This window comes from Microbacter margulisiae, assembly GCF_014192515.1.
Taxonomy (GTDB): domain Bacteria; phylum Bacteroidota; class Bacteroidia; order Bacteroidales; family Paludibacteraceae; genus Microbacter; species Microbacter margulisiae.
In genome coordinates this window covers 1327608-1348816 of sequence record NZ_JACHYB010000001.1, presented here as the reverse complement: position 1 = coordinate 1348816, position 21209 = coordinate 1327608, and the positions used below count along the sequence as shown (strand labels likewise).

Sequence of the window (21209 nt, the reverse complement as noted above, 5' to 3'; positions counted from 1 at the left end):
CTTTAACTTCCCATCTTCTAATATTCAGATTCTTAGATTCCTACTATCTACCGTCTACCAACTACTGTCTACTGGTTGATGTTCTTCCTTAACTTCAGAATTTTCTTCTTCTGTTTATTGCATTAACGTAATCCCCATTAGTCCGATTACAACATCATTGGCCACTGTTTGAAGCGTTAATGATTTTAGTGCTTTATGTTGATTGAGCGGCATATCAAGAATGACGGCTGCCCCGCCGTCAATTCTACGGTTAGAGACTTCAGTCGGAGGTGTCTCAATATAATCGCCGCCATTTTTCTTTTTAGACAGCTTGGTGTCATACTTCATGTTTTTTATATCTTGTCTTATCAATTGCCGGCTTATTATTCCGGTTTTAAGATACACCCGATAAGGTCGTGGTTGATTTAATTTGAAAGCATAACCGTCTGTATAATAGTCTTGCTCAATAGGGCACCAACTATCCGGATTAGAGAGTAACAATGAATCTTTTGTCCCGTCGGTATAGGTGATTCTTATGATTCCATTGACAAAATGACTTTGCATATAGTTGGTCGAACCTGCCATCAGAAAATAAGCATGACTGGCTTTCCCATGCAATGGAACGGTAATTTGGTCAGGATAGTTGTTCCATAATGATGTAAAGGCGATATTGTTTTTTGCCGGGTTTGCAAATGTACGGAAAGAAATCCCCAATGAAGTATGGAAAAGATTATGTACAACAGCCTTACGCAGTCCGGAATCATCAATCATTGCCGAATCTAATGGATGACACCATTCTCCCATTCCCTGCCAGGGTAATTGAAGTGTAGTATAAGGCGAACGGGGCGATAAATAGTGGTTACGAAAGATTTGAGTTACTTTGTCGTTCATGATGGCATCCATGTTGACCGGTTGGTAGACACGGACAGGTCTATTTTTGATGTCCCAATTAATCATTGACATAGGGTATGCGATACCCTGATCCGTAGTTATGTCTATTTCATTTGTCCCGCATAGGGCAATCGAATCGGGAATAACGATTAATCCGGATTTGCTGTGCGGTTGCAATGAAAATGGGATCATATATTGATTATTGTGATTTATGCTGATCCTGCCTTTTGTTGGCATATTTCGATTATTAACAATAAAAAACCGAAGCTTTAAACGGTCAGTATTCACAGGAACAACTTCAACGGGTTGTTTGATTTCAATATTTACGGGTTGCCACCAGGTCATCTCACCTTGAGAAAGTTTTACGAAAAATGTATGGAAACCTGTAATTCCGATTATTTTTCCGCGTAAAAGATGTGTGTTATATTGCAGTTGGGAGAATATACCCTGAGGATCATATATTTTATCGATGTGTTGACGGGTTTTTAAATACCAGATATCCCCATAGGCTGCTTCATTGGTATATTCCATAGGCCTAAAATGATTTTTTCCCCATATGATGTGAATATTCAGCAGTGAATCATTACCGCAAAGCAGATTCACGCAAGGAACGCCGACAGTAGCGGTATCAGCTTGCCAGATTGTTGGAACTCCGTTGATGGTAACCGATAGTATGGAATCAGCACAAGCCCGAAGATGTAATTGTATATTTAATTTTTCAGGGAAATGCTGTTTGATGACATACTTTGTCGTGTCGTGATTTTGTTTAAAAGAGAGGGAAATATCGGGTGTATTTAATGAGGTAAATTTCCATGTATCGGGAAATCCCGGTTTAAGTATTGCTTTATGATTTAATGCATCAGGCCAAATACCAAACAATCCCTGAATAATAGCTCTTGAAGTGATGCCAATATTATCGGCAAAATCGCGATAACATTCGCCGCGTGCTGCGTCATAGAAACTGATTTGACCAAAGTTGCCCGGACTGGCTCCGAGATACATCTCATCTAATATATCACTCTTGAATAAATTAAAGGCGCTATTGTTTCTCCCGCTTTCCCAATAGGCAAGCGCAGTGTTCATCACTTCCGCGTGTGCTACATTATTGATAGACCAGTCATAGGGCATCCAATCCGATGTGGCAATGGTTGAATACCGGTGGCTGTGTAATCCTGTGGCAAGGACGGGTATGTGGGGAATCTTCGTGTCAAGGTATCGTGTTGCCTGATAAAATTGAAAGGGAGTGCCTGCCTGATCGTCTATCGCCTGATAGATGGTCCATACTGCGGGTTCCGTATGTAACCTTTTATATCCCATATAGTCTTTATATTCAGCCCACCATCCTTTTTTTGAAAGCCACAATTGAGTTGATAATGCCTGTTTTATTTTATCCGCTTCCTTTTGATAAGGAACAGGATTTTTGCCTGTTCCTTTTGCAATTTCTGCAGCTATTACATTTGCCCTGTAGTTGTAAGCCATCGCATGCGTCACTCCGCCGCTGTTATATTGCAATCCGTCACTAGCCCAAATTGCTGCATAAGCATCATATAAGCCATTGTTTTGAGGATCAAAATTACGTTTCTCCCAGGCTAAACTTAATCGTATTACAGGCCACATTTTCTTGACATATGACCAATTGCCCGTCCAATTGAAATGCCATAATAATTCGTCCATGTAACACAGATTCATATCATAATGGTTCATTTGATGATTATTGTCCGGATTTCGGCAAATATATCCGTTACTATAGATGGGGGTTCCCCATTTTTCGACTCCCCTGGAAAGATGCATCGCCGAATCTAACGCAGGTGAGGGGAGGGAAGGTGGTATGTCAACTACTTGCGAGGCGGCATATGAATTAAAATGAGTACGGGCGCGATTATGCCAACCTAATACGTCTCCCGCGTAGGGACCTCTCCAACCTGGCAAAGGCATCCTCCAACCTACTGCGCCATGCAAATAAGCTCTGTTTCCCCAAATAGCATCAGCAGCTATGGACAATGTTCCTCCTAAGGTATTGATATACGGATCTGGCGTGGCAATACGTATGCGGGAAGCCAGTTGTTGGCGACTATTTTCCGCTGCTTTGAATCGTTGTTTTAATGAGCAATCATTGGATACAACAGCTCTCCCTTTTTGAATAAGAAAGTAATACGTTTTATTTGCTTTCGGAGCTATTTGGGATAACAAGACTGAATCTTTGGCAATGCCCTTCTTATGCCAAAGCTGAAAGGGAGTTGCTTCTTTGGAAAATCGTCCTATTTTCAAAAGACTGTTTTTAGGGAAAATGCCATATAAAAAGGTGTTATCTCCTTGTTTTGAAGGAGGCAATAGCAATTGAAACCTGTTTTGTTGAATCGTAAATTTGTTGTCTTTACAATTTATGGCATGAAGGTCGAATGAATTTTTTGGATCTACTCCCAGATCTCCGTCACGTAGGAATCGGCGATTAGAGGCGCCTCCGAATACTGTCAACAAATGCAGCCCTTTAGGAGTATGATGAAAGGTGAATTGCAGTATCATTCCGTCTTTGTCAGACAAAGGAAGTATGGTCATCCTTACTGTTCCTTTGCCTAACAAAGAATCCCGGATGATATAAATCCGGGATCCGGCTCTATACCTCGCCTCGATGAATTGTGCGTTGTTTAACCATTTCGTCTGTTTTTTACACCATAGGCCAAAATGCAGGTTACCTCCCATATTGGGTAGATAAAGCCCAAATTCAGGTAAATCGCCGGTTTCGATTCGAAATCCTGTATGGAGCCTGCTGTATAATGCCCTATTGTATTTAAGGTTACCATGGGTAATGACGAAGTCGCTTCCGTCCGGATGGTAACGCAGGGTGCGCTTCTGATTATGCCAGTATTGAGCATTGGCATATGATATAGATGTAAAAAGAAATATGTATACTATACAAATAGCTTTCTTCATGTGTTTGTCATTTATCTTTATTGTAGTCATGCGCTAAAGTCTAAAGAGAACTACGGTTGAAAGTGAACAACAGGTGTAAAGTTAAAAGTGTAAGGTTTATAGAGAAACAACAAACAAGAGTCAAAGGTCTAAAGTCAATCTGTGTCCATGCCTGAATATCGTTGACCGTTTTGTTACCTATTTTTTTCATCTATACTTTCAGAACAAAATGATGATAATGCAACTATTGTTGATAATGGGCAATAACTTTTAGCGAAGCGTCAAGAAAGTTATTCTCGTTATCAACAATTTGACTCCTTAGAGTCAGTGTTTACATGTTCAGTATAATTAGCCATACAAAAATATTCATTTTCGAACTGCTTTGGACTTTTTCGTTGTAACTTACTATGCGGTTTTTGGGTATTGTAAAGAAACACACTTCGGTCAACCTCTATCTGTAATTGTTCGAAAGAATTGATAACTCTATGAATTAGATAGTTGTTTTTAATAATGCCGTTAATGCGTTCAGCTTTTCCATTCTCCCAGGGATATTGACACATACTGTTTCTGATTTTGTATTTTTCAGTCAGTTTCAGGAAATCTTTATCATAATACTGCCCACCTCCGTCAGAATGAAAAATAAGCGCATGAATACATATATTCAAATCCATGCGGGATTTGATTGCTTTTTGTAAAGCAGGCAAAGTAGTTTGTTCGGTCTTTAATCGTTGTGAAATGGCATGACCCACAATTACTCTGGAGAAAGCGTCCATGATAAAGGTTATGTAATAAAACTTTCCGTTGAGATCAAAGTAAGTAATATCACTTTGCCAAACCTGATTGGGTTTATTAATAACCAATCCGATCAGCAGATTATCAAACCGGATTACACCCGAACTATCGGTGGTTTTTCGCAAGTTATGTGTGCGCTCCACCATTAAGCCGGATTCCTTACAAAGTATTTCAAAACGATCCCTGCCCATATCAATGGGAGCTATTTTGAAATACATATCGCGTAATCCCATCGTAGGATGATCCTCACGGACACGATATACTAACATTAGAATTTGTTCTTCAATAGAGCGTTCTTGCAGGTATCTGTCCATGCGCTGATGAAAAGCCTGTTTGCTTACTCCGATACTTTGATAGAGTTTGTTTAAGCTGTAAGCCATCACTTTCCGGTTTGCCCAGAAGTACTGGATGGTGTGGAAAAGAATTTTTTTTTAATATCCACTCCATAGGTTTCTTCTGCTAACTCTATCATCTTATCCTGAAAATCAATGAGTATTTGCTTTTGACCAATGATGCGTTCAAGTTCAGATATCCGTTTCTTGAGTTCAATAAGTTGACGGGTGTCACTCTGGGTTTCGACAATCATACGTTCTCCTTTGTCCTTTTTCATGCTGCCAAATTTATCTATCCAAAGATAGACATTTTTATAAGCAACCTGATACTGAGAACAAATCTCTGATACTTTGGTTTGTCCCGTTTCAATTTCCCGAACTTTTTGAATCTTGAAATTGTCACTGAATTTACGCCGACGACGTTCGGCTGTACTCATTTTTAATTGATCTGGTCGTGCCATGTTGTTTCACTTTTTAGTTGTTTTTGTTACTCTAAAGTGGTCAACTTATTTCAGGCATGGACACTGTTATGGGAAATTTGGATTAACAGGATTGCCAGTTTTCCAGTTCTTCTTTAACTTCCGACCTTCCTGTATCTTCTTAACTTCAGATTTCCAGATTTCTACTATACTACCGTCTACTAGCTACTAAACTACTTTGAGGTTGTCATCTTCTTTAACTTCCAGATTTTCATTGTCAACTGTCAACTGTCCATTGTCAATTGAATCGGTTATTCAGTCATTCGATTGCTTGTCTACTGGTTGATATTCTTCGGTTGGCTAACTACAGGTATTAATTCAACCGGGCCAAGCAGTCCGGAAGGAACAGGTTTCCATGAAGCATAGGAGCTCTTTTGATAATGAACATCAACCATGTTGATTTCATTGAATATTCTCCATTTTACTCCCCGGCGGTCATAATCCGAGATGCGGTTTGCCGGAAGATTGGTTACTTCAACTTGCAGCGTGTTACTTCCCGGATGCAGGTATTGGCCAACATTCGTTTCATAAGGAACTGACCAAAGCGTTTCTACTTTTTCCCCATTGATATATACACGGGCGCTTTCGCGGACATCTCCCAAATTTAATATCCAATCGGTTGCCTTTGATTTGGGAAGATTAAATTTGATCGTATATCGGGCTATCCCCATGTTTATTTTTGCATTTGGGATGTTCATATTGGTCCATGACTCCAAATGATGTATGTTGAAGGTTCTTTTAATAGCCGGTTCGCTTTTGATGAATTGCATTGACCATCCGTCAGCTAATGTCAACGTATCAGGCAATGCCTGATAGTAGCACCAAGGTTTAACTTGTACATTGTTGTTGGTAAATGTTTTGACAATAATAGATTGTCCGGATTGTAATTGTAAATAGATTTGGGTATGTCCATTATGTTGCCTGAGAGCGGCTTTCCCCGAATGGCCTGTTAAAGGATCAAAAAGCATGGCTGATTTGGCTCTTACTCCCAGGGTAACCCATCCATTGATGCCTTTATGCTGTAAAGAAGCAATAAAATAATGATATCCCGTCGGATTCTTACGACGGATATAAGAGCCTCCCCACACGGTTCTTATTTCTTCTTTTGGAATGTTACATAGGGATAATGCTGATTTATAATCTTTGGCAGTAATGATATAGCCTTTCCCAAAAGCGTAACGTTTAGGTGTCTGAAATGTTTGGGAATCAGGTAGTTCACTTATTGCATGCTTAAAGACTACGCGCCGTGATTGTAAAGATCCTAATCCCGGAACATCTTCAGGATAATGACCTACAAAAATGATCGTAGCTCCATTTTTGGCTAACATAATTAATTTTTGCAGCGTTCCCGGCTGCATCATGGTTACCGATGGAATAACAAGCGCTTTGTAAGTAGTGCCTCCGGCTGTTTTCAGCAATCCGTTTTCAGCCGATGTTGTTGCTATATAACGATCGGAGATATAATCGGCATCGTAACCGTCGTTAAGTATACTATTTACGGCTTTAATAAAATGAGGTGTATGTTGAGGCATAGAATGAATATCAAATGCCAGGTAAGGTGTCCCTCTGTTTTCATACCAAAAATCATAAACAGGTAAATAAATCAGAACGTCATTGTTCGGTTTTCCGTATTGGAGAAATGACTGGCAACGCCTGATATAGCTGAAAAAGGGAGCTGCATCGTGCCACATCGGATCAGTTGGAGACATATCAATAGAAGCATAAAATAACCATCCGGGCCATGCAGCATTTTTTGGGGAATAAGGTGTTCCATGAAAAAAGACATGGTTAATTCCGGCTGAATACAACATATCCAGCACCGGTTTGCATTCTGAAAGAGAGGTTCTGAAGTGTTCGGTTAACCAGGTAAACGTTTCGGAAGAGGCATATTTTTTCCCGTTTATATGAGCGGCTGACGATGCATATTTCATGGTGGTCAAATCAGCTTCATTGGTAGTGCTGAGACTGTCTTTCCGTAATCCCTTGATATTGAAATCAGGCATGCCTCCAAATGTTTCACATTCGGGGATGTCAGCAGCGCTATAAAGATCAATTAAATTACCGGGAGAGCCATGCGCTTGATTTCTGGTGATGCTTCCATGGCGGTGAGCCCATGCCGTCCAGTTTTCTGTAAAGTTTTCCAATAACAACTCCGCTAAGGTTTCTCTGTAGTCGCTAACCACACGAGCAATGGTATCGGCGTTTCCTTCTCCGCGGAATTCTCTTAAATAATTTTCTAACCGATACCCGCGACGTTTGGCAAATTGTGTAAAAAAATCAGGTGTCCAATTAGCTCCAAATACTTCGTAGGAATCATTAAAAAATGCATTGGGATAGGGGACATGGCTTGTGGCAAAAGCATGATCAAAACGTGCCAGATAGGTATCAACCGCTTTTTTGGAAAAATGATTCATTACCCATCCTTCTCCTCCGGGTGCCGCCCGTTTCACCTTCTGAAGGGTTTTCCCATTGAAAACCGCCATTAATTTCCATGTTCCTGCCGGAGCAGTCCATTGTAAGTCTCCTTTGTTATCTATCTTATCGGTTAGATTTAGTTTCTCTCCTGTTGGCGAGAATGCCATTAAACACAATAGAGTCCCATAAGGTCTTTGCTTTACGTTGTTCATTACAATGGGTTGCGATAGATGTTCTCCTCCGGTTAACGAATAATCCTGAAAGATTACCTTATCTGCTGCATTGGCAATGGTGATTTGAGGTCCTCCGAAAGGCCATCCGGTACCGGTAACCATATCAATCTTCATGCCTAATTGCTTGGCTTTTTCTTCTGTAAAACGTAGCATTTGCATCCATTTAGGCGACAGGTAGGATATGTCATTGGCATCATTTCCCTGAACGCCATAGATGGGCGTAATTTCCAAGCCTCCAAGTCCTTTTTTACTGTATGCCTCCATATTGCAAGCCAGATTGGCGGTGTCCACAGCGCTTCCCATCCACCACCAACGCGACCATGGTTTTGTCTCGGTTGTCATTTTTGGCCATGCGGTTGATTGGGCATCTATGCTTGATGTCAGAAATAATAAAAATATTACGAATAATGTAACTCTGGTCTTCATGTGTTTATAATTTGTTTTTATTACTGTGCTTCGAGTTTGCTGAATATGGAGGGTAACATGTAATAATTCACGTCAAAGGATGGTGAAGGTCGATATAAAGCAATGTAATACTTGCATCCTGTTTTTAGTACAAATGTCCCTGTTAAAGCCTGATATTTTGTTCCCCCCCCTGAATTAAAAAATAGTAAAGGAGTGGTTTGCTCTCTTGCGTCGGCAATCCGGGCTGTCGTTTGAATAGGAAACAGGGCATGGATTACTCCAAATTTCGGCAGGGTAGGATAGTAAAGAAATTCTGAATTACGTTCTATGATGAATACATTATTGAGACAATCATCTGCATTAAGACCCGGAGGTGATTGTTGTATCGTTTTCCCCGATGCGCCGCCGAATGCCCAAAATAATTGAATGCTGTCAGGAAGCTGACACCCTTCTATTTGCATGATGATTCCATCTGTTTGCAATAAAGCATATATGGTAAATGATAATGCTCCCTGCTTTAGCAAGCCTCCTGTAACGGAATAATGCAGCTCATTTTTATTACTCATACAAATGGTCTTCATATCTGATAACCACATGCTGGCCTTTCCTTGAATCAACCCGAATTTTATATTCCCGGCTAACCCGGGAATATAAAACGACAAGTCCGGAGAACTTGCTCCTTTGATACATGATGAGTAGGTTCTTGTATTCAAGTTGTAGGGATATCGGTTGTTTTGTGCTTTTCCATTCAATGCTACACAAGCCCAAACAAATAATATCATATACAGCTTACGCGTTTTCATTTTATTTGATAAATTGAACGTTTTGACTATGTGAAATGGATAACGAATTGCCTTGAACCGCATGAAATACTACGTTCCGGAATAGCCAGTTTTTTGCATATGCGATTTCGCCTGCTTTTTGTACGTTGAAAGTACAATTTTTGAAAGTGAAATTATCCAATGTGGATTGATCCATCCCTGAAGCATCGATACCCACAATGGCATTCGTAGCTGTCAGCCCTTCAATATATATATTTCTGAATTTAGGTAAGGGTACACTATCCGGAATCTTTTTAAGCATTACTTTCCAGTAGGCGGGGATGGGCTTTCCGGCATATGCCGGCGGTAATTTTGGATAACTATAGGCTGGATTCCAGCTTAATGATGCGACAACAACAGCCTTTGTACCGATCGCATTGATGTGATAAGCCGTTACGTCTTCTACCGTACTTCCCCGATTTATAATGGCCGATTTAAATCGCAAAGCTGCAGATGTGCCATGAGCAGTCAGATTATACGCTAATACGTGACGAATACTTCCGGCAGTCTCGCTCCCAAATACGATTAATCCGCCTCCTAAGCCTGATTCACAATTGCGTATGACTACATATTCCGTAGGTTTATCCACGCGCGCTCCATCCACTCCCCGCCCTGCTTTCAGACAGATGTCGTCATCATTGCAGTCAATATTGCAATGCTCGATTAAAATCCGGGTGGATGAGTCTACATCGATCCCATCCGTACTGGGGCCATGTCCTCCGATATTATTGCGAATGGTAATGCCATCTACTGTAATGTTTTTTGAATAGAGTAGTTGTACGGTCCAAAAACCGGATCGATGCAATTGTAACCCCTGAAGAAGTATGTTTTGTGATTTTGATATCAGTATCATGCGGGGCCTATGGCATTCATGATCTACCACCCAACGCAATCCTTCGGCTTCATAGACTTTGCGCATTGACCAGTATAAATCCCAAAACTTTTTACCCCGTCCGTCAATTATTCCTTTTCCCTTGATAGCAACATTTTGTGCGTTTAATACATTGACAATAGCTGCTGGCCATTTCATTTCAATCCCGGCAATCCGGGTCTGAATCAGGGGATAATCCTTGATGTTTTGAGAGCCTAAGAGTACTACTTCGGAATCTAACCGTAATGTGACGCCACTTTTCAGAAAGATGGATCCTGTTACATAATTCCCCGGTTTAAAAGTGACAATGCCTCCTCCCTTAGCTGCACAGGCATCAATAGCTGCTTGAATATATTTTGAGTTCAAGGTGACGCTATCTCCTTTTGCTCCATACGCATTAGCATTGAACATGTGGTTGGATGCAAATGTCGTTTTTGCTCCTGCTTCGTTTTCCCATGACGGATGAAACCTGTTGATTGCCTGAATACTGTCTGTAAATAAGCAACTAACTATAATGCATATATACAATGCAATAGTATATCTTTCTGTTTTTTGAAAATTATATCGTATCATATGGCTGAATATTTAACTTCCTAACGGTTTTATAAGGGTGATGAAAGGACTCATAGGTACTACAAAGGTATTCCAGGAATCCGGTTGCGCAGGATCAAATGGTTTATAATTATGCCGAAGAAACTTAATAAGTCCTAGTTTTTGCTGAATGCAACCTTTTATAATGCATTTGGCAAGTTCATAAGCCCCATATTCATTAAAATGTGAGTTGTCGGCTAAAGCCACTGTTTGGCCCGGAAACGTTCCTGCGGGATAATGAACGAAAGCCTTGGTAGAACCGTCAGGTCCCCATGCTTCATATAATATTTTGCTCATGGCATTTAGGTCGATTAGAGGCACATGTTCTTCTTTTGCCGTGATTCGAACAGCTTCCGGGAATTCTCCTAAGGTATTGATGACTTTTCCCTTTGAGTCGAAAAATCTTCGATTCATAGGGGTTACAAGAATAGGGCTTGCTCCTTTTTCACGTACAGCCTGGATAATCTCGATAAGCGATTTCTTATAGGAACCAAAGGGCCCTGATCCCGGAAAATGCTGTTTTTGGTCGTTATGCCCGAACTGTATAAAGACATAATCTCCTTTTTTCATTTGTGTGAGGGCTTTGGCTAATCTTCGGGCGGCAATGAAAGTATTGCCTGCTTCTCCCGATGCTGCGTAGTTTGCAAAGGCAATTCCCTGGTTGAAAAAGAAGGGAAGCATTTGTCCCCATCCGGTCCATGGCTCCATTTGTTGATCTGTCACGGTTGAATCTCCAAAGATAAATGCAGTAGGCATTTGATCATTTTTTGTTATTTCGATAGCCACGATCGCCGGATGTTTTCCCCCGAATTCTAATGTTAACTTATTATCCCAATCTAATTTCCCTATTTCACGTGGTTTTAATTTTACCGATAATGTGTTGCTTATTTTGCTATTCCGTATATTAACTGAGAATGTTCTTGTTGAAAGTGTTTCGGCAGGAGTTTTGACGTTTAGGAATATGAGCCGTCTGGATTCCACCTTGATAGTGGTATTGGAAGGCTTTTGCGTACCTGCAAACCATATTTTTACCGTATAGTTTCCTTCCGGCAAAGCTACTGAAAAAAAGAAAGAAGTAGTGTCTTTTACTCCATCTCCGTGGAATGGGGAGGAACCCTGAAATGAAAAATCTTGCGGATGCGTTCCCAAATCAAAACCGTAACCTGATTGATCGGTATAGGCTGTTGAAGCATCAACGCCTACGAATCCTTTTTGAATGTCCGTATGACCAAATTCAAATTTCCACGTCTTCTTTTCTGCATGAAGAATGCCAAATGCACTTACTAAGAATAGTATCAGGCATAATTTTGTTTTCATCATAGTTCGTTTTTGTAATGTTTGTATCTTGATTTATTGTTACATCTTTATTCAGAGGCTAAGGTGATTTTATTTGAAGCATCTAATCTTTGTGGCGTAGACAGGGAGAGCCCGCTGACGATTTTTACAGGGTTCGATTCAATTTTTACGGTAGCACTGACAAGTCCTTTTCGTTTGGCCGTTATTGTAATGATACCTGGTGTGAGAGTTGAACGAATGGCTACCCGATTAATGCCACATTCCGTATAAAGATAAAGATTATTGGTGCTATTGAGCCTTGAAGCATTAAATCCTCCCCTCCAGATAGCCGGTCCTGTGATTTGAAAATCAACCCTTGATTCATCCGTTGGACAGCGTCTTCCTTTTGCATCCACAACCTCGAAGTCGATTAAAGCAATGTCACTTCCGTCTGCTTGCAATCCTTTTGCTCCTGTATGAACGGTAAGCCTGACAGCTTCTGGTTTTCCTGCAGTTTCGATTTCATCCCGGACAACAATTTTACCGTTGGTTATACCTATTGCTTTAATAGTACCGATTTTATATTGAACGGATGGGAAAGCATAGATATACCCTGTGTTGCCAAGATTCTTATTGTTCCCATTAAAGCGATCTGTAAAATCATACGGTTTATTGGCCACGCCTACTAATTTCCCATTAACGAATAATTCCATCGAATCACAATGATTTGCGGCTGTATAGATAGTTTTTACAGTATTGGGCGGGTAAGTCCAATGCCCTATTATATGGATGTCAGGCTGTGGATTTTGCATCACCCGCGAAACATAGAACAACGATTTCGGCAGGCGCACACCGTCAACCTTGCCACTAACCCGCAGCACATAACTGCTATCCTGGCGTCCGTCGGCATCCGCATCTGTGAAATAAATGGAAGCATAGCCTGACCATTTTGAATGAGCAGGGTCGGGATTGTCTATCCGGTTAAGCATGTAACGCTCATATCGCGCGGCAGCCGCCAGACAAAATGTTTCGGAGTTCCAATGATATGTGTCTCCTTCACGGGGTTTGAATCCAAAATGTGGAGGAGAATAGGCATCCCAAATATTACGACCGGCTTCATCGCGAAAATCTTCTTCCTCTATCAGAGGCGCCCTGTTGCGACGGGCAATACTATAGCCGCGGAAAATTTCATCCCCTGTGATTTTGTCGGTTTGAGGTGCTTGACCTATCATGACCCCATACCATTCACATATGGGAGTTAAAGCTTTGTTGGCCTCTGAGAGGTCATTGTCGCGTGTCCCAATGACACGTCCTCCGTGGGGATCCCATTGTTTTCTGAGGGATACCATCTGTTCCATCTGTTGCGGTGTTACAATGGTGTTCCCTGCTTCCCAAAAGAATATGCTTGGATTGTTACGGTAAAAAATCATTGTGGCACGCATGACCTCAACCCGTTGATCCCATTGCCGTCCCTGCGCATCCCTTTCCTTATCGCCGGCAGGACATATTTCGACTATACCATATTTATCACATGCTGCTACGTCTGCCCGTTGGGGGGCAACGTGCATCCAACGAATAAAGTTGCCATTGCTTTTGCGTACGAGTGACATGGTAAAATCATGCATCCAGTCAGGATAGGCTCCTCCCAGTCCCGGCCAACCATTAGCCGCCCGTTGTGCATAACCGGTAAGCCAAATGAACTTTCCGTTGAGATAGACTCCTCCGGTGCCAACACCTCCTTTAAATTGGGTTTCGCGAAATCCTGTTTTAATTCTCTGTACATCAACAATCTTGTTATCCACAGTGAGAATGCAATATACATCGTAAAGATTTGGTGATTGGGGACTCCAAAATTTTGCATTTGATAATTGTCCGCTTGCGGTAAATATTTCTGTTTCACCATCTACCAAATCGGATGTGTTACCTTGCAATCTGGCACATACGACTCCTTCACGATTAACAATTATGGCTGACAATGTAATGGATTGCTGATCGCCTGATTCATTGCGTACCTGTGATTCGATATTTACATCACAGGTTTTATGATGGATGTTAAAATTCGATGGATAAATGTAAATTCCTGATGTTTTTAGATCTTCGTAAAGAGGGAGAGTTTGATAGATCTTACTTGTTATAATTAGTTTGGCATCTCGATTAAGCCCTCCGAAATTAGGATTAAAATCTTTTACATTCCATTCAAATGGAGTGCCCGTAGCTTTTTCTTTATAATTTTGACTGTTATCTACCTTGACGGCTAAAATATTATCCTGACCTCCAAACTTGACAGTGTTTGTAATGTCAAATCCTACAGCGGTGATCCCATTCTCATAATTACCAATTAACTTCCCATTAAGAAAAAATTGACCTGCTTGCCGCATACCGTCAAATTCAAGAAAAATTTTTCGACCCGTTGCGCTTTGGGGCAATTTGAAATGTTTTCGATACCAGCCTATTCCAAACCGCTTTTCTCCTTGGTCGCCACCACTATGGCTGATGAATGATCGATACGTATCGATATCGTTCCATGTATGGGGGAGGTTGACGTCGCTCCATGCAGAATCATTGAATTGTGGTTGACTGGCGTCGGCAGAATCGCCAAAGGCAAATTTCCAACCCGGGTTAAAGTTATAAATTGTCCGCGGAGAAATGGGGGGATGGTATATAATTCTTGTTGTAGCCCCTAAATTTGAGGCTGTTGAGTTCTCTGTCTTAAGTACAAAAATGACGCTAATTAAAAAGAGTAGAGCTATGTATTTCTTTTTCTCCATTGGTTAATATGATTATGTGGTATTATACCTACTATTTCGTTTTGACAAATTTAATCGTACCATCTTTTGCGTCTAGCTGCGCATATTGCATCAGATAAATACCTTCTTGTAGATTCGAAACATTCATTTGATTTGTATTTTTTGCTGTCAGTATTAATTCGCCTGTCATGCTGTAAACTTGCACTTGTTTCATTTCCGAACGGAAGTTTAGCATGTCAAGAACCGGATTTGGAAAGAATAATGATTTTTGGGAAATTATTTTGGGAACTGCCGTGGTACTATAATCTGATTCGAAAGCGCCAAGATCGGGAGTAGTTCCATTGTAAGGAAATCCCAAATCCATGCCTTTATCAATTAGATCGCTACCTTCTTTCAGTTTTAGAAAGTTGATATCGGGTAGGCTACCATCGGCCTGACGTGGTGCAGTCAATGAAGATGCGTCCACACTTAAAAAATCATCAGTAGTTACAGTCACTCCGGAATTAGGAGAAAAAGAATTGTAGGTATTCACGCAGGTTCCCATATTGACAACTTCGGTCTGTGTGCCATATCTGAAAGAGAGATTATTGTGCAACACATGACTAAAGCCTGGGCAATCAAGCGTAGTGTCATCTCCTGTTATTGGGCTTATGGTAATTTTCTGGCTCAACATATTGTAGTTGATTCCATTGTGATAGGATGTGTTGTTATAGAAATGATCTCCTGTCTGTACATGATGGTTGGCATAAATTCCATTGGCTTTATTCCTGTAGGCCAGACAAAATTCGACAGTATGAGATGGAATTGGATTGGGAAGATTAGAGACAACAGGTGCCTGTCCATAACCACCTGCTTTGAATCCATTGCCGTCTCCAAGGCTTTCAAATGAAGTGGAATATCCATTATAGAATGCCCAACAATGATCAAAAACCACAGGTGCATAAGCATTGATACAATCGTAACCATCATCACTGTTGAACCACGCACGGCATCCCCTGAAAATATTCCCTACGCTTCCACTGCTTACCGGGTGACAACCAAAACCGTCGACATTTCCGCCTTTTTTATCTTCCGATACATTGTCCCAGTTGTTATAAGCATCGCAATTGAGGACAAGGTTATGCATTCCTCTGGTCAGGTAAAAACCGATTGCCATTCCATCATGCATGGAGCATTGTTCGTAAATGTTATAGTTTCCCCCTTCATTGCGGAAACATTCCGATTGTGTGTGAGTGGTAATGGTTACCTGCGTACCGATAATCTGAAGCCCTTTGAAATGCAGGTACGAGCCTTTCACATAAAAAACAATGATACGATAACCGACAGGCTTTACTGCCGACATGTCAATGATTGGTTGTTCGTTGCGATAAGCACAGTAACAAATATATTTGGATGAAGTTCCGCTCTTATCCATATAGTTCATATATGCCCAAATACTATAATAACGATTAATCTGAGCGTCTGTCATTTTATAAATTCCACCACGAAGAAATACAGTGTCCCCCGGCAAGACATATTGGTTGGCTTTCATGACTGTTGCATAAGGAGCATCAATTGTTCCCGTTCCGGTCGTATCATTGCCATCAGGAGCAACGAAATAATTGGTTGCAGGAATTGGGAATGACATTAAAAATACGATGGAAATAAGAAGTAAAAGCTTTTTCATCTGTTTGTTAAAATTTAAACTGTTCTTTTAAAAACTGACGCTTGCAAACGGGAATCGTCCAAACTTGTTTTCTCCTGAAGTCGGGAGCTTCAAATAAGGACGATTCTATCCGTTTCCGTGCTTGCGTTTGGCTTACTTATCAAGGTTAATCCCTGGAATTAGCCAGTAGTAAATTAGATAAAATATCAGATACTCATTTTGTATGTTTGTTGCTGTTGGATGTCAGGGTAAACTTACCAACCTGGATTTTGTGTTAAATTTGGATTCTTCATGATTTCTGATTGTGGAATAGGGAAGAGGTACATTTTGTCATCCCATGTACGAGCTACATTCACACGGGTGTATGTGTAGGTTCCGTCTGCGTTTTGGGTTATCTTCATTTCCTCAATACTGCTCAACTTAGAGCCTTCTTTCCATCTTCTCAAATCCCAGAAGCGATGGTCTTCGAAAGCCAGTTCTACCATACGTTCGTCTTCGTATTTGTTCCAAAAATCAGTGTTTGAGAGTCCTGTTGGATATGGTGGCATTTTGACATCCGAGCGGTTGCGGATAATATTCACAGCGGCAGTGGCAGAAAGCGGGAACTCCGCTGAAGTAGCATCAGGAGATCCCAGATATTTGAAAACTGCCTCGGCATAATTCAGATAAAATTCGCCTAAGCGAAATATAATCCAGGAATGGCGTTTAGTATTTATGCTAGTAGCTGTTAGATTGACGGAAACATCGCAATATTTTTTTAAGTAATATCCCGTAGGTGTAGCCCCCGAAATGGGGTCTCCATTAGCTCCACCATAATAAGTTTCAATCGGAAGTGTGTTGTATGCAGGCCATTTTGTATCTCCGTTTTTTACAATAGTAAGAGCAAATCGGGGATCACGTCCTACATATGGATTTGTTGGGTCGTAGCCACTTCCGGCTTCATTCCATAATTTTCCGGTTGCTTTCATTTCATAAGCGTCTACCAATGTTTGAGTCGGACAATTGCCAGAATGACCACCTTCCACTCCAACTGGGAAGTTATAACTTTCCAAGGTATTGGTAGCGTCAGGATACATGCGACGCATAAAGATCATTTCCTTATTGGACCAGTTATTTTGCCCCCACAGATCGGCATATTTACCTAACACATATCCATATTTTGCACATGAATCCAAAACTGCTTTATTTGCCAAAGCTGCTTGATGCCAAAGTTCTATGTTATTATTTGGATTGAACAGCGGACTTGCATGATAAAGAGCCGCACGAGCTTTCAATGCAAGAACAGCTAACCGGTTGGCACGCCCAGTTTCAGCCGAGCTACTGGGAAGAGCGTAAATTCCTAAATTGGTATAATCCGCAGGGATTTTATCAACAATACTATCGCATTCAGTATTGATAAATGCGAAAATGGAATCAGCGGGAGTGCGTTTCAAGGTATTTACTGTTGCTGTAGTAACTAAATGTTTAATTAAAGGAACAGCACCGTATTGTCGAACCAAATTGAAATAGAAATAGGCTCTAAGAAAGCGTACTTCGTAAGCATTGTTGTGGTAACGGAACATCTTAGCCTCATAATCTTGATTTAATGCTAAATCAGGGAAAGTTAGTCCTTGAAAGTCATCCAGATAAAGATTGCACATCTGAATAGCGGCATAGCTATTAGTCCAAGTACCATCTAATGGATTAGACGGACTCCATGATCCGTTATAAAAATCGCAAATGGAATTTGATGGGTAGGCATATTCTGCTTCATCACATGCTGAAGCCAGCATGCCTCCCGAATAATTTTGTCCGAAATCATAATCCAATTTAGTGTAAATATTTGTCACCAATCCGGTCACATTGTCGTAAGTGGCATCAACATAATCTTTTTGATAAAGGGAATATTCATGATAGTTCATATCACTACATGAAGCAAGGGCTAGTGTAAAAGCTATTCCACTTATTATTGTTTTCAATTTCATACTCATTCAAATTAAAATGTTTTTTGAATTAAAAATCTAAGTTTATTCCGGCTACAGCACTACGCATTAGCGGATTGGTTGCTCCATACGATTCCGGATCTGCAATTTTGATGTGATCAAAGCAAAGCAAATCGATACCTCTGATGTATAGCTTGATATTGTTGATAACTTTCGTGTTTTTCAATAATGCCTTCGGAAGTTTGTAATATAACTCCACTGTACGTAACTTCAGAAACGAACGGTCAGCAACCCAGAGAGAACTCGTTTGATAATTATTCGTGTTACTTTGAGCGCTTAGACGTGGAAACTTAGCATTCTGATGAGTCGGTGTCCAACGATTGTCATAGTAATACTGCGAAATATTCGTATTGTTAATCAATGGCCAATAAACACTTTGGGTATTTAATACGGCTGAATAATTTCCTGTTCCCTGGAACATGGCGTCAAAACCTAATCCTTTCCATTCTGCTCCCAGATGGAATGAATAGTAAATCTCAGGAGCTAGCGTACTGTATCCTATAAAAGTTTTATCATTCCCATCAATTTTCCCATCGCCGTTTACATCCTTATATTTGATATCGCCCGGTTGAACTGTGCCAAACGATTGTGTCGGACTGTTGTTAATATCAGCCTGATCTTTAAAGAACCCAATTGCTTTAAGTCCGAACACCTGACCAATAGAAGAGCCTGTTTGTACTAAATTGGGATACATTTGAGGTTGTTCCAGCATGTTCACAATTTTGTTTTTTGACCAAGTAAAGTTTGCTCCTATATTTAATGTTACATCGCCTGCTTTTGCAGAATAATTAGCACCTACTTCAATACCACGGTCGTCAACTATACCTCCGTTTTCGTATGGAGGAGTAAATCCAAGGATAGTAGAATACTTTCCGTTCGAAGCTACCCAAATGTCTTTTTTTCGTTGATAATAGGCGTCAATGGTCATATCTAATCCATGCAATAGTGTCGCGTCAATACCTACATCATATTTATAAGACTTTTCGTGCGTGGAATTGAGAGAAGCCAATTGACCTAAAGTCCAACTGGTGGTTCCGACAGAATAATTAGTGTCGAACGGATAGTAAGATCCACCTACATAAGCTTGTTGCCAATATCCATCATAGGGAATTCTGTCGGAATTTATAATACCCAAAGATGCTCTTAATTTCAGGAAATTCACCCAAGAGATGTCTTTTAAAAAGTTTTCTTTGGAGAGTATCCAGGCGGCTGAAACAGTCGGTGAAAATGCCCATTTGTGTTCGGGAGCAAGTTGGCTTGATTCAGAAGCAATCATTGTCACATCGCCAAAATAACGGTCTTTATATCCATAGTGAGTATACATAGATACGTTCTGGCGATACCAGGTGTTGTTCACACCTATTGAGTTTCTGTATTCATAATCCCATTTTAACTGACTGTAAATTTTATGAACGTTGAATGTACGGCTATAATCAAATGCGCCGGATAAATTAAAAGCACGTGTCCACCCTGTAATTCCTGCAGAAGTATTCATTCCGCTGGTAGTACCGCCAGTATAGCGTTGTGTCGTAGCCGGTGTTCCATTTAACCAACTTGTAACAGCATCGCTCCCATACACAAAGGTTTTAGAATGGTCTTCCCAAAGATTGGAAATGTTGTCGTATGACATACGTATGTTGCCTTGTAATCCTTTTAGAATGGGAGATAGATCTTGTTTCAAAATCAAGTCTGTGAAATTTGAATAGGTACGTGCTTTAGCGTAAGCTGCAGCTTCAGACATGGCAACAGGATTACTGGTTCCTGGCCAAGTGGCATTACCTCCCCATGTGTTATCCTGTAATTTTACAGGAAAAGCCGCAGCCGGAATTGTATAAATCATATTCCATAGGTTGGCGTTATCACCCGGAGTACTACTTTCGTTAAGAGTTCCCAATACATCACATACTAACGATGTTTTGTCTGTTAAATCAATATCCAAATTGATTCTCAGATTTGCTTTCGAATATTTATCTTGTGTAGAGTATCCGCTGTTCATATTGGGATGAGCGATAAATTCATCGCTGGAAGTAAGATTGAACAATGTAAAGTAACGTAATTTTGAACCTCCCCCACGAAAGATTATATTGTACCTGTTTGATTGACATAAATCTCGGAATGTGCTATTTATCCAGTTTACATTTGGATACAAATAGGGATATTGCTCGGTTTTGAAAGCATTCAGTTCATCAGCAGAATAACGGATAGATGAACCATCGTTGGTGAGAGCCTCGTTGATAGCATTGGCATACGTATATGCATTCACAAATTTTGGAAGGCGTTCCTGCCAGTTAAAGGATTGATCGTAAGAAAACTGGATTTCCTTGCTATTGTATTTTCCTCGTTTTGTTACTACGTTGATAGCTCCGTTAACACCTTTATACCCGTAAAGAGCTACGGCGGCAGCATCTTTCAATATGGTTACCGATTTCACTTCTTCCGGCGTTATAAAACTCATATCACGTTCAATGCCATCTACCAGGATAAGTGGCTTATTGTCAGAACTGCTTTGCAATCCGCGGATATAGAACGTGGGTTCTTGCGAAGCATAAGTGCCTGAATTTTCTAATGTCATAAGGCCCAATCCATATCCAAACAACGAATTAGATACGTCTTTTGCACTACGTTTTGTAAGATCTTCTCCTTTTATAATAGATACAGAAGAGGTTGATTCTTCCAACGGTTGATTGATGTCGTAGCCAATGTTAACAGTTTGGTCGGCATAACTCTGAGACTTGTCATTGTCATTAGCTTTCTGTGCAAATCCGTGCAGACCAACGCAAACAAGAAAAGCTGAAATTATTATTTTATTTATTTTCATAATTGATTATATTTCAGTTGACA

At 40.5% G+C, this 21209-nt stretch carries 11 protein-coding genes; all 11 read right to left on the bottom strand.

Features of this window, described 5'->3' with window-relative positions; all coding sequences use genetic code 11:
* Positions 1-114 precede the first annotated feature (114 nt).
* A complete protein-coding gene (locus FHX64_RS05505) occupies positions 115-3801 on the bottom strand; it encodes a DUF4450 domain-containing protein (RefSeq protein WP_183412799.1) in 3687 nt (1228 codons plus the stop codon).
* 281 nt (positions 3802-4082) lie between these two features.
* Complete coding sequence (locus FHX64_RS05500) at positions 4083-4952, bottom strand: IS3 family transposase (protein ID WP_183412046.1); 870 nt, start codon at positions 4950-4952, stop codon at positions 4083-4085.
* Positions 4952-5365, bottom strand: a complete 414-nt coding sequence (locus tag FHX64_RS05495; protein ID WP_183412047.1) for a transposase — start codon at positions 5363-5365, stop codon at positions 4952-4954. Before FHX64_RS05495 ends, FHX64_RS05500 begins: the two co-directional genes overlap by 1 nt.
* A gap of 293 nt (positions 5366-5658) precedes the next feature.
* Positions 5659-8457 (bottom strand): alpha-L-rhamnosidase, encoded by a 2799-nt coding sequence (locus FHX64_RS05490; RefSeq protein ID WP_183412798.1) that lies wholly within the window; start codon positions 8455-8457, stop codon positions 5659-5661.
* A 20-nt stretch (positions 8458-8477) separates the two neighbouring features.
* On the bottom strand, positions 8478-9218 hold the full coding sequence (locus FHX64_RS05485; RefSeq protein WP_221202146.1) for a DUF4450 domain-containing protein: 741 nt from the start codon (positions 9216-9218) through the stop codon (positions 8478-8480).
* A gap of 22 nt (positions 9219-9240) precedes the next feature.
* Positions 9241-10701 (bottom strand): glycoside hydrolase family 28 protein, encoded by a 1461-nt coding sequence (locus FHX64_RS05480; protein ID WP_183412796.1) that lies wholly within the window; start codon positions 10699-10701, stop codon positions 9241-9243.
* A gap of 12 nt (positions 10702-10713) precedes the next feature.
* Complete coding sequence (locus tag FHX64_RS05475) at positions 10714-12039, bottom strand: rhamnogalacturonan acetylesterase (RefSeq protein ID WP_246392312.1); 1326 nt, start codon at positions 12037-12039, stop codon at positions 10714-10716.
* Between the two features lie 44 nt (positions 12040-12083).
* The gene (locus FHX64_RS05470) at positions 12084-14762 is read right to left on the bottom strand and encodes a glycoside hydrolase family 2 protein (protein WP_183412795.1); all 2679 of its coding nucleotides are present in this window, start codon (positions 14760-14762) and stop codon (positions 12084-12086) included.
* A 31-nt stretch (positions 14763-14793) separates the two neighbouring features.
* Positions 14794-16407, bottom strand: a complete 1614-nt coding sequence (locus FHX64_RS05465) for a right-handed parallel beta-helix repeat-containing protein (protein ID WP_183412794.1) — start codon at positions 16405-16407, stop codon at positions 14794-14796.
* 233 nt (positions 16408-16640) lie between these two features.
* The gene (locus tag FHX64_RS05460) at positions 16641-18350 is read right to left on the bottom strand and encodes a RagB/SusD family nutrient uptake outer membrane protein (protein WP_183412793.1); all 1710 of its coding nucleotides are present in this window, start codon (positions 18348-18350) and stop codon (positions 16641-16643) included.
* A 28-nt stretch (positions 18351-18378) separates the two neighbouring features.
* Positions 18379-21186 carry a SusC/RagA family TonB-linked outer membrane protein gene (locus FHX64_RS05455; RefSeq protein ID WP_183412792.1) on the bottom strand — a complete coding sequence of 936 codons (2808 nt, stop codon included), beginning with the start codon at positions 21184-21186 and terminating at the stop codon, positions 18379-18381.
* Positions 21187-21209: the final 23 nt, after the last annotated feature.

Excerpts from the sequence above, each read along its gene's own strand:
- FHX64_RS05495 (WP_183412047.1), bottom strand. The coding sequence starts at position 5,365 with ATGGCACGACCAGATCAATTAAAAATGAGTACAGCCGAACGTCGTCGG.
- FHX64_RS05505 (WP_183412799.1), bottom strand. The coding sequence starts at position 3,801 with ATGAAGAAAGCTATTTGTATAGTATACATATTTCTTTTTACATCTATA.
- FHX64_RS05490 (WP_183412798.1), bottom strand. The coding sequence starts at position 8,457 with ATGAAGACCAGAGTTACATTATTCGTAATATTTTTATTATTTCTGACA.
- FHX64_RS05460 (WP_183412793.1), bottom strand. The coding sequence starts at position 18,350 with ATGAAATTGAAAACAATAATAAGTGGAATAGCTTTTACACTAGCCCTT.
- FHX64_RS05475 (WP_246392312.1), bottom strand. The coding sequence starts at position 12,039 with ATGATGAAAACAAAATTATGCCTGATACTATTCTTAGTAAGTGCATTT.
- FHX64_RS05500 (WP_183412046.1), bottom strand. The coding sequence starts at position 4,952 with ATGGCTTACAGCTTAAACAAACTCTATCAAAGTATCGGAGTAAGCAAA.
- FHX64_RS05470 (WP_183412795.1), bottom strand. The coding sequence starts at position 14,762 with ATGGAGAAAAAGAAATACATAGCTCTACTCTTTTTAATTAGCGTCATT.
- FHX64_RS05480 (WP_183412796.1), bottom strand. The coding sequence starts at position 10,701 with ATGATACGATATAATTTTCAAAAAACAGAAAGATATACTATTGCATTG.
- FHX64_RS05465 (WP_183412794.1), bottom strand. The coding sequence starts at position 16,407 with ATGAAAAAGCTTTTACTTCTTATTTCCATCGTATTTTTAATGTCATTC.
- FHX64_RS05485 (WP_221202146.1), bottom strand. The coding sequence starts at position 9,218 with ATGATATTATTTGTTTGGGCTTGTGTAGCATTGAATGGAAAAGCACAA.
- FHX64_RS05455 (WP_183412792.1), bottom strand. The coding sequence starts at position 21,186 with ATGAAAATAAATAAAATAATAATTTCAGCTTTTCTTGTTTGCGTTGGT.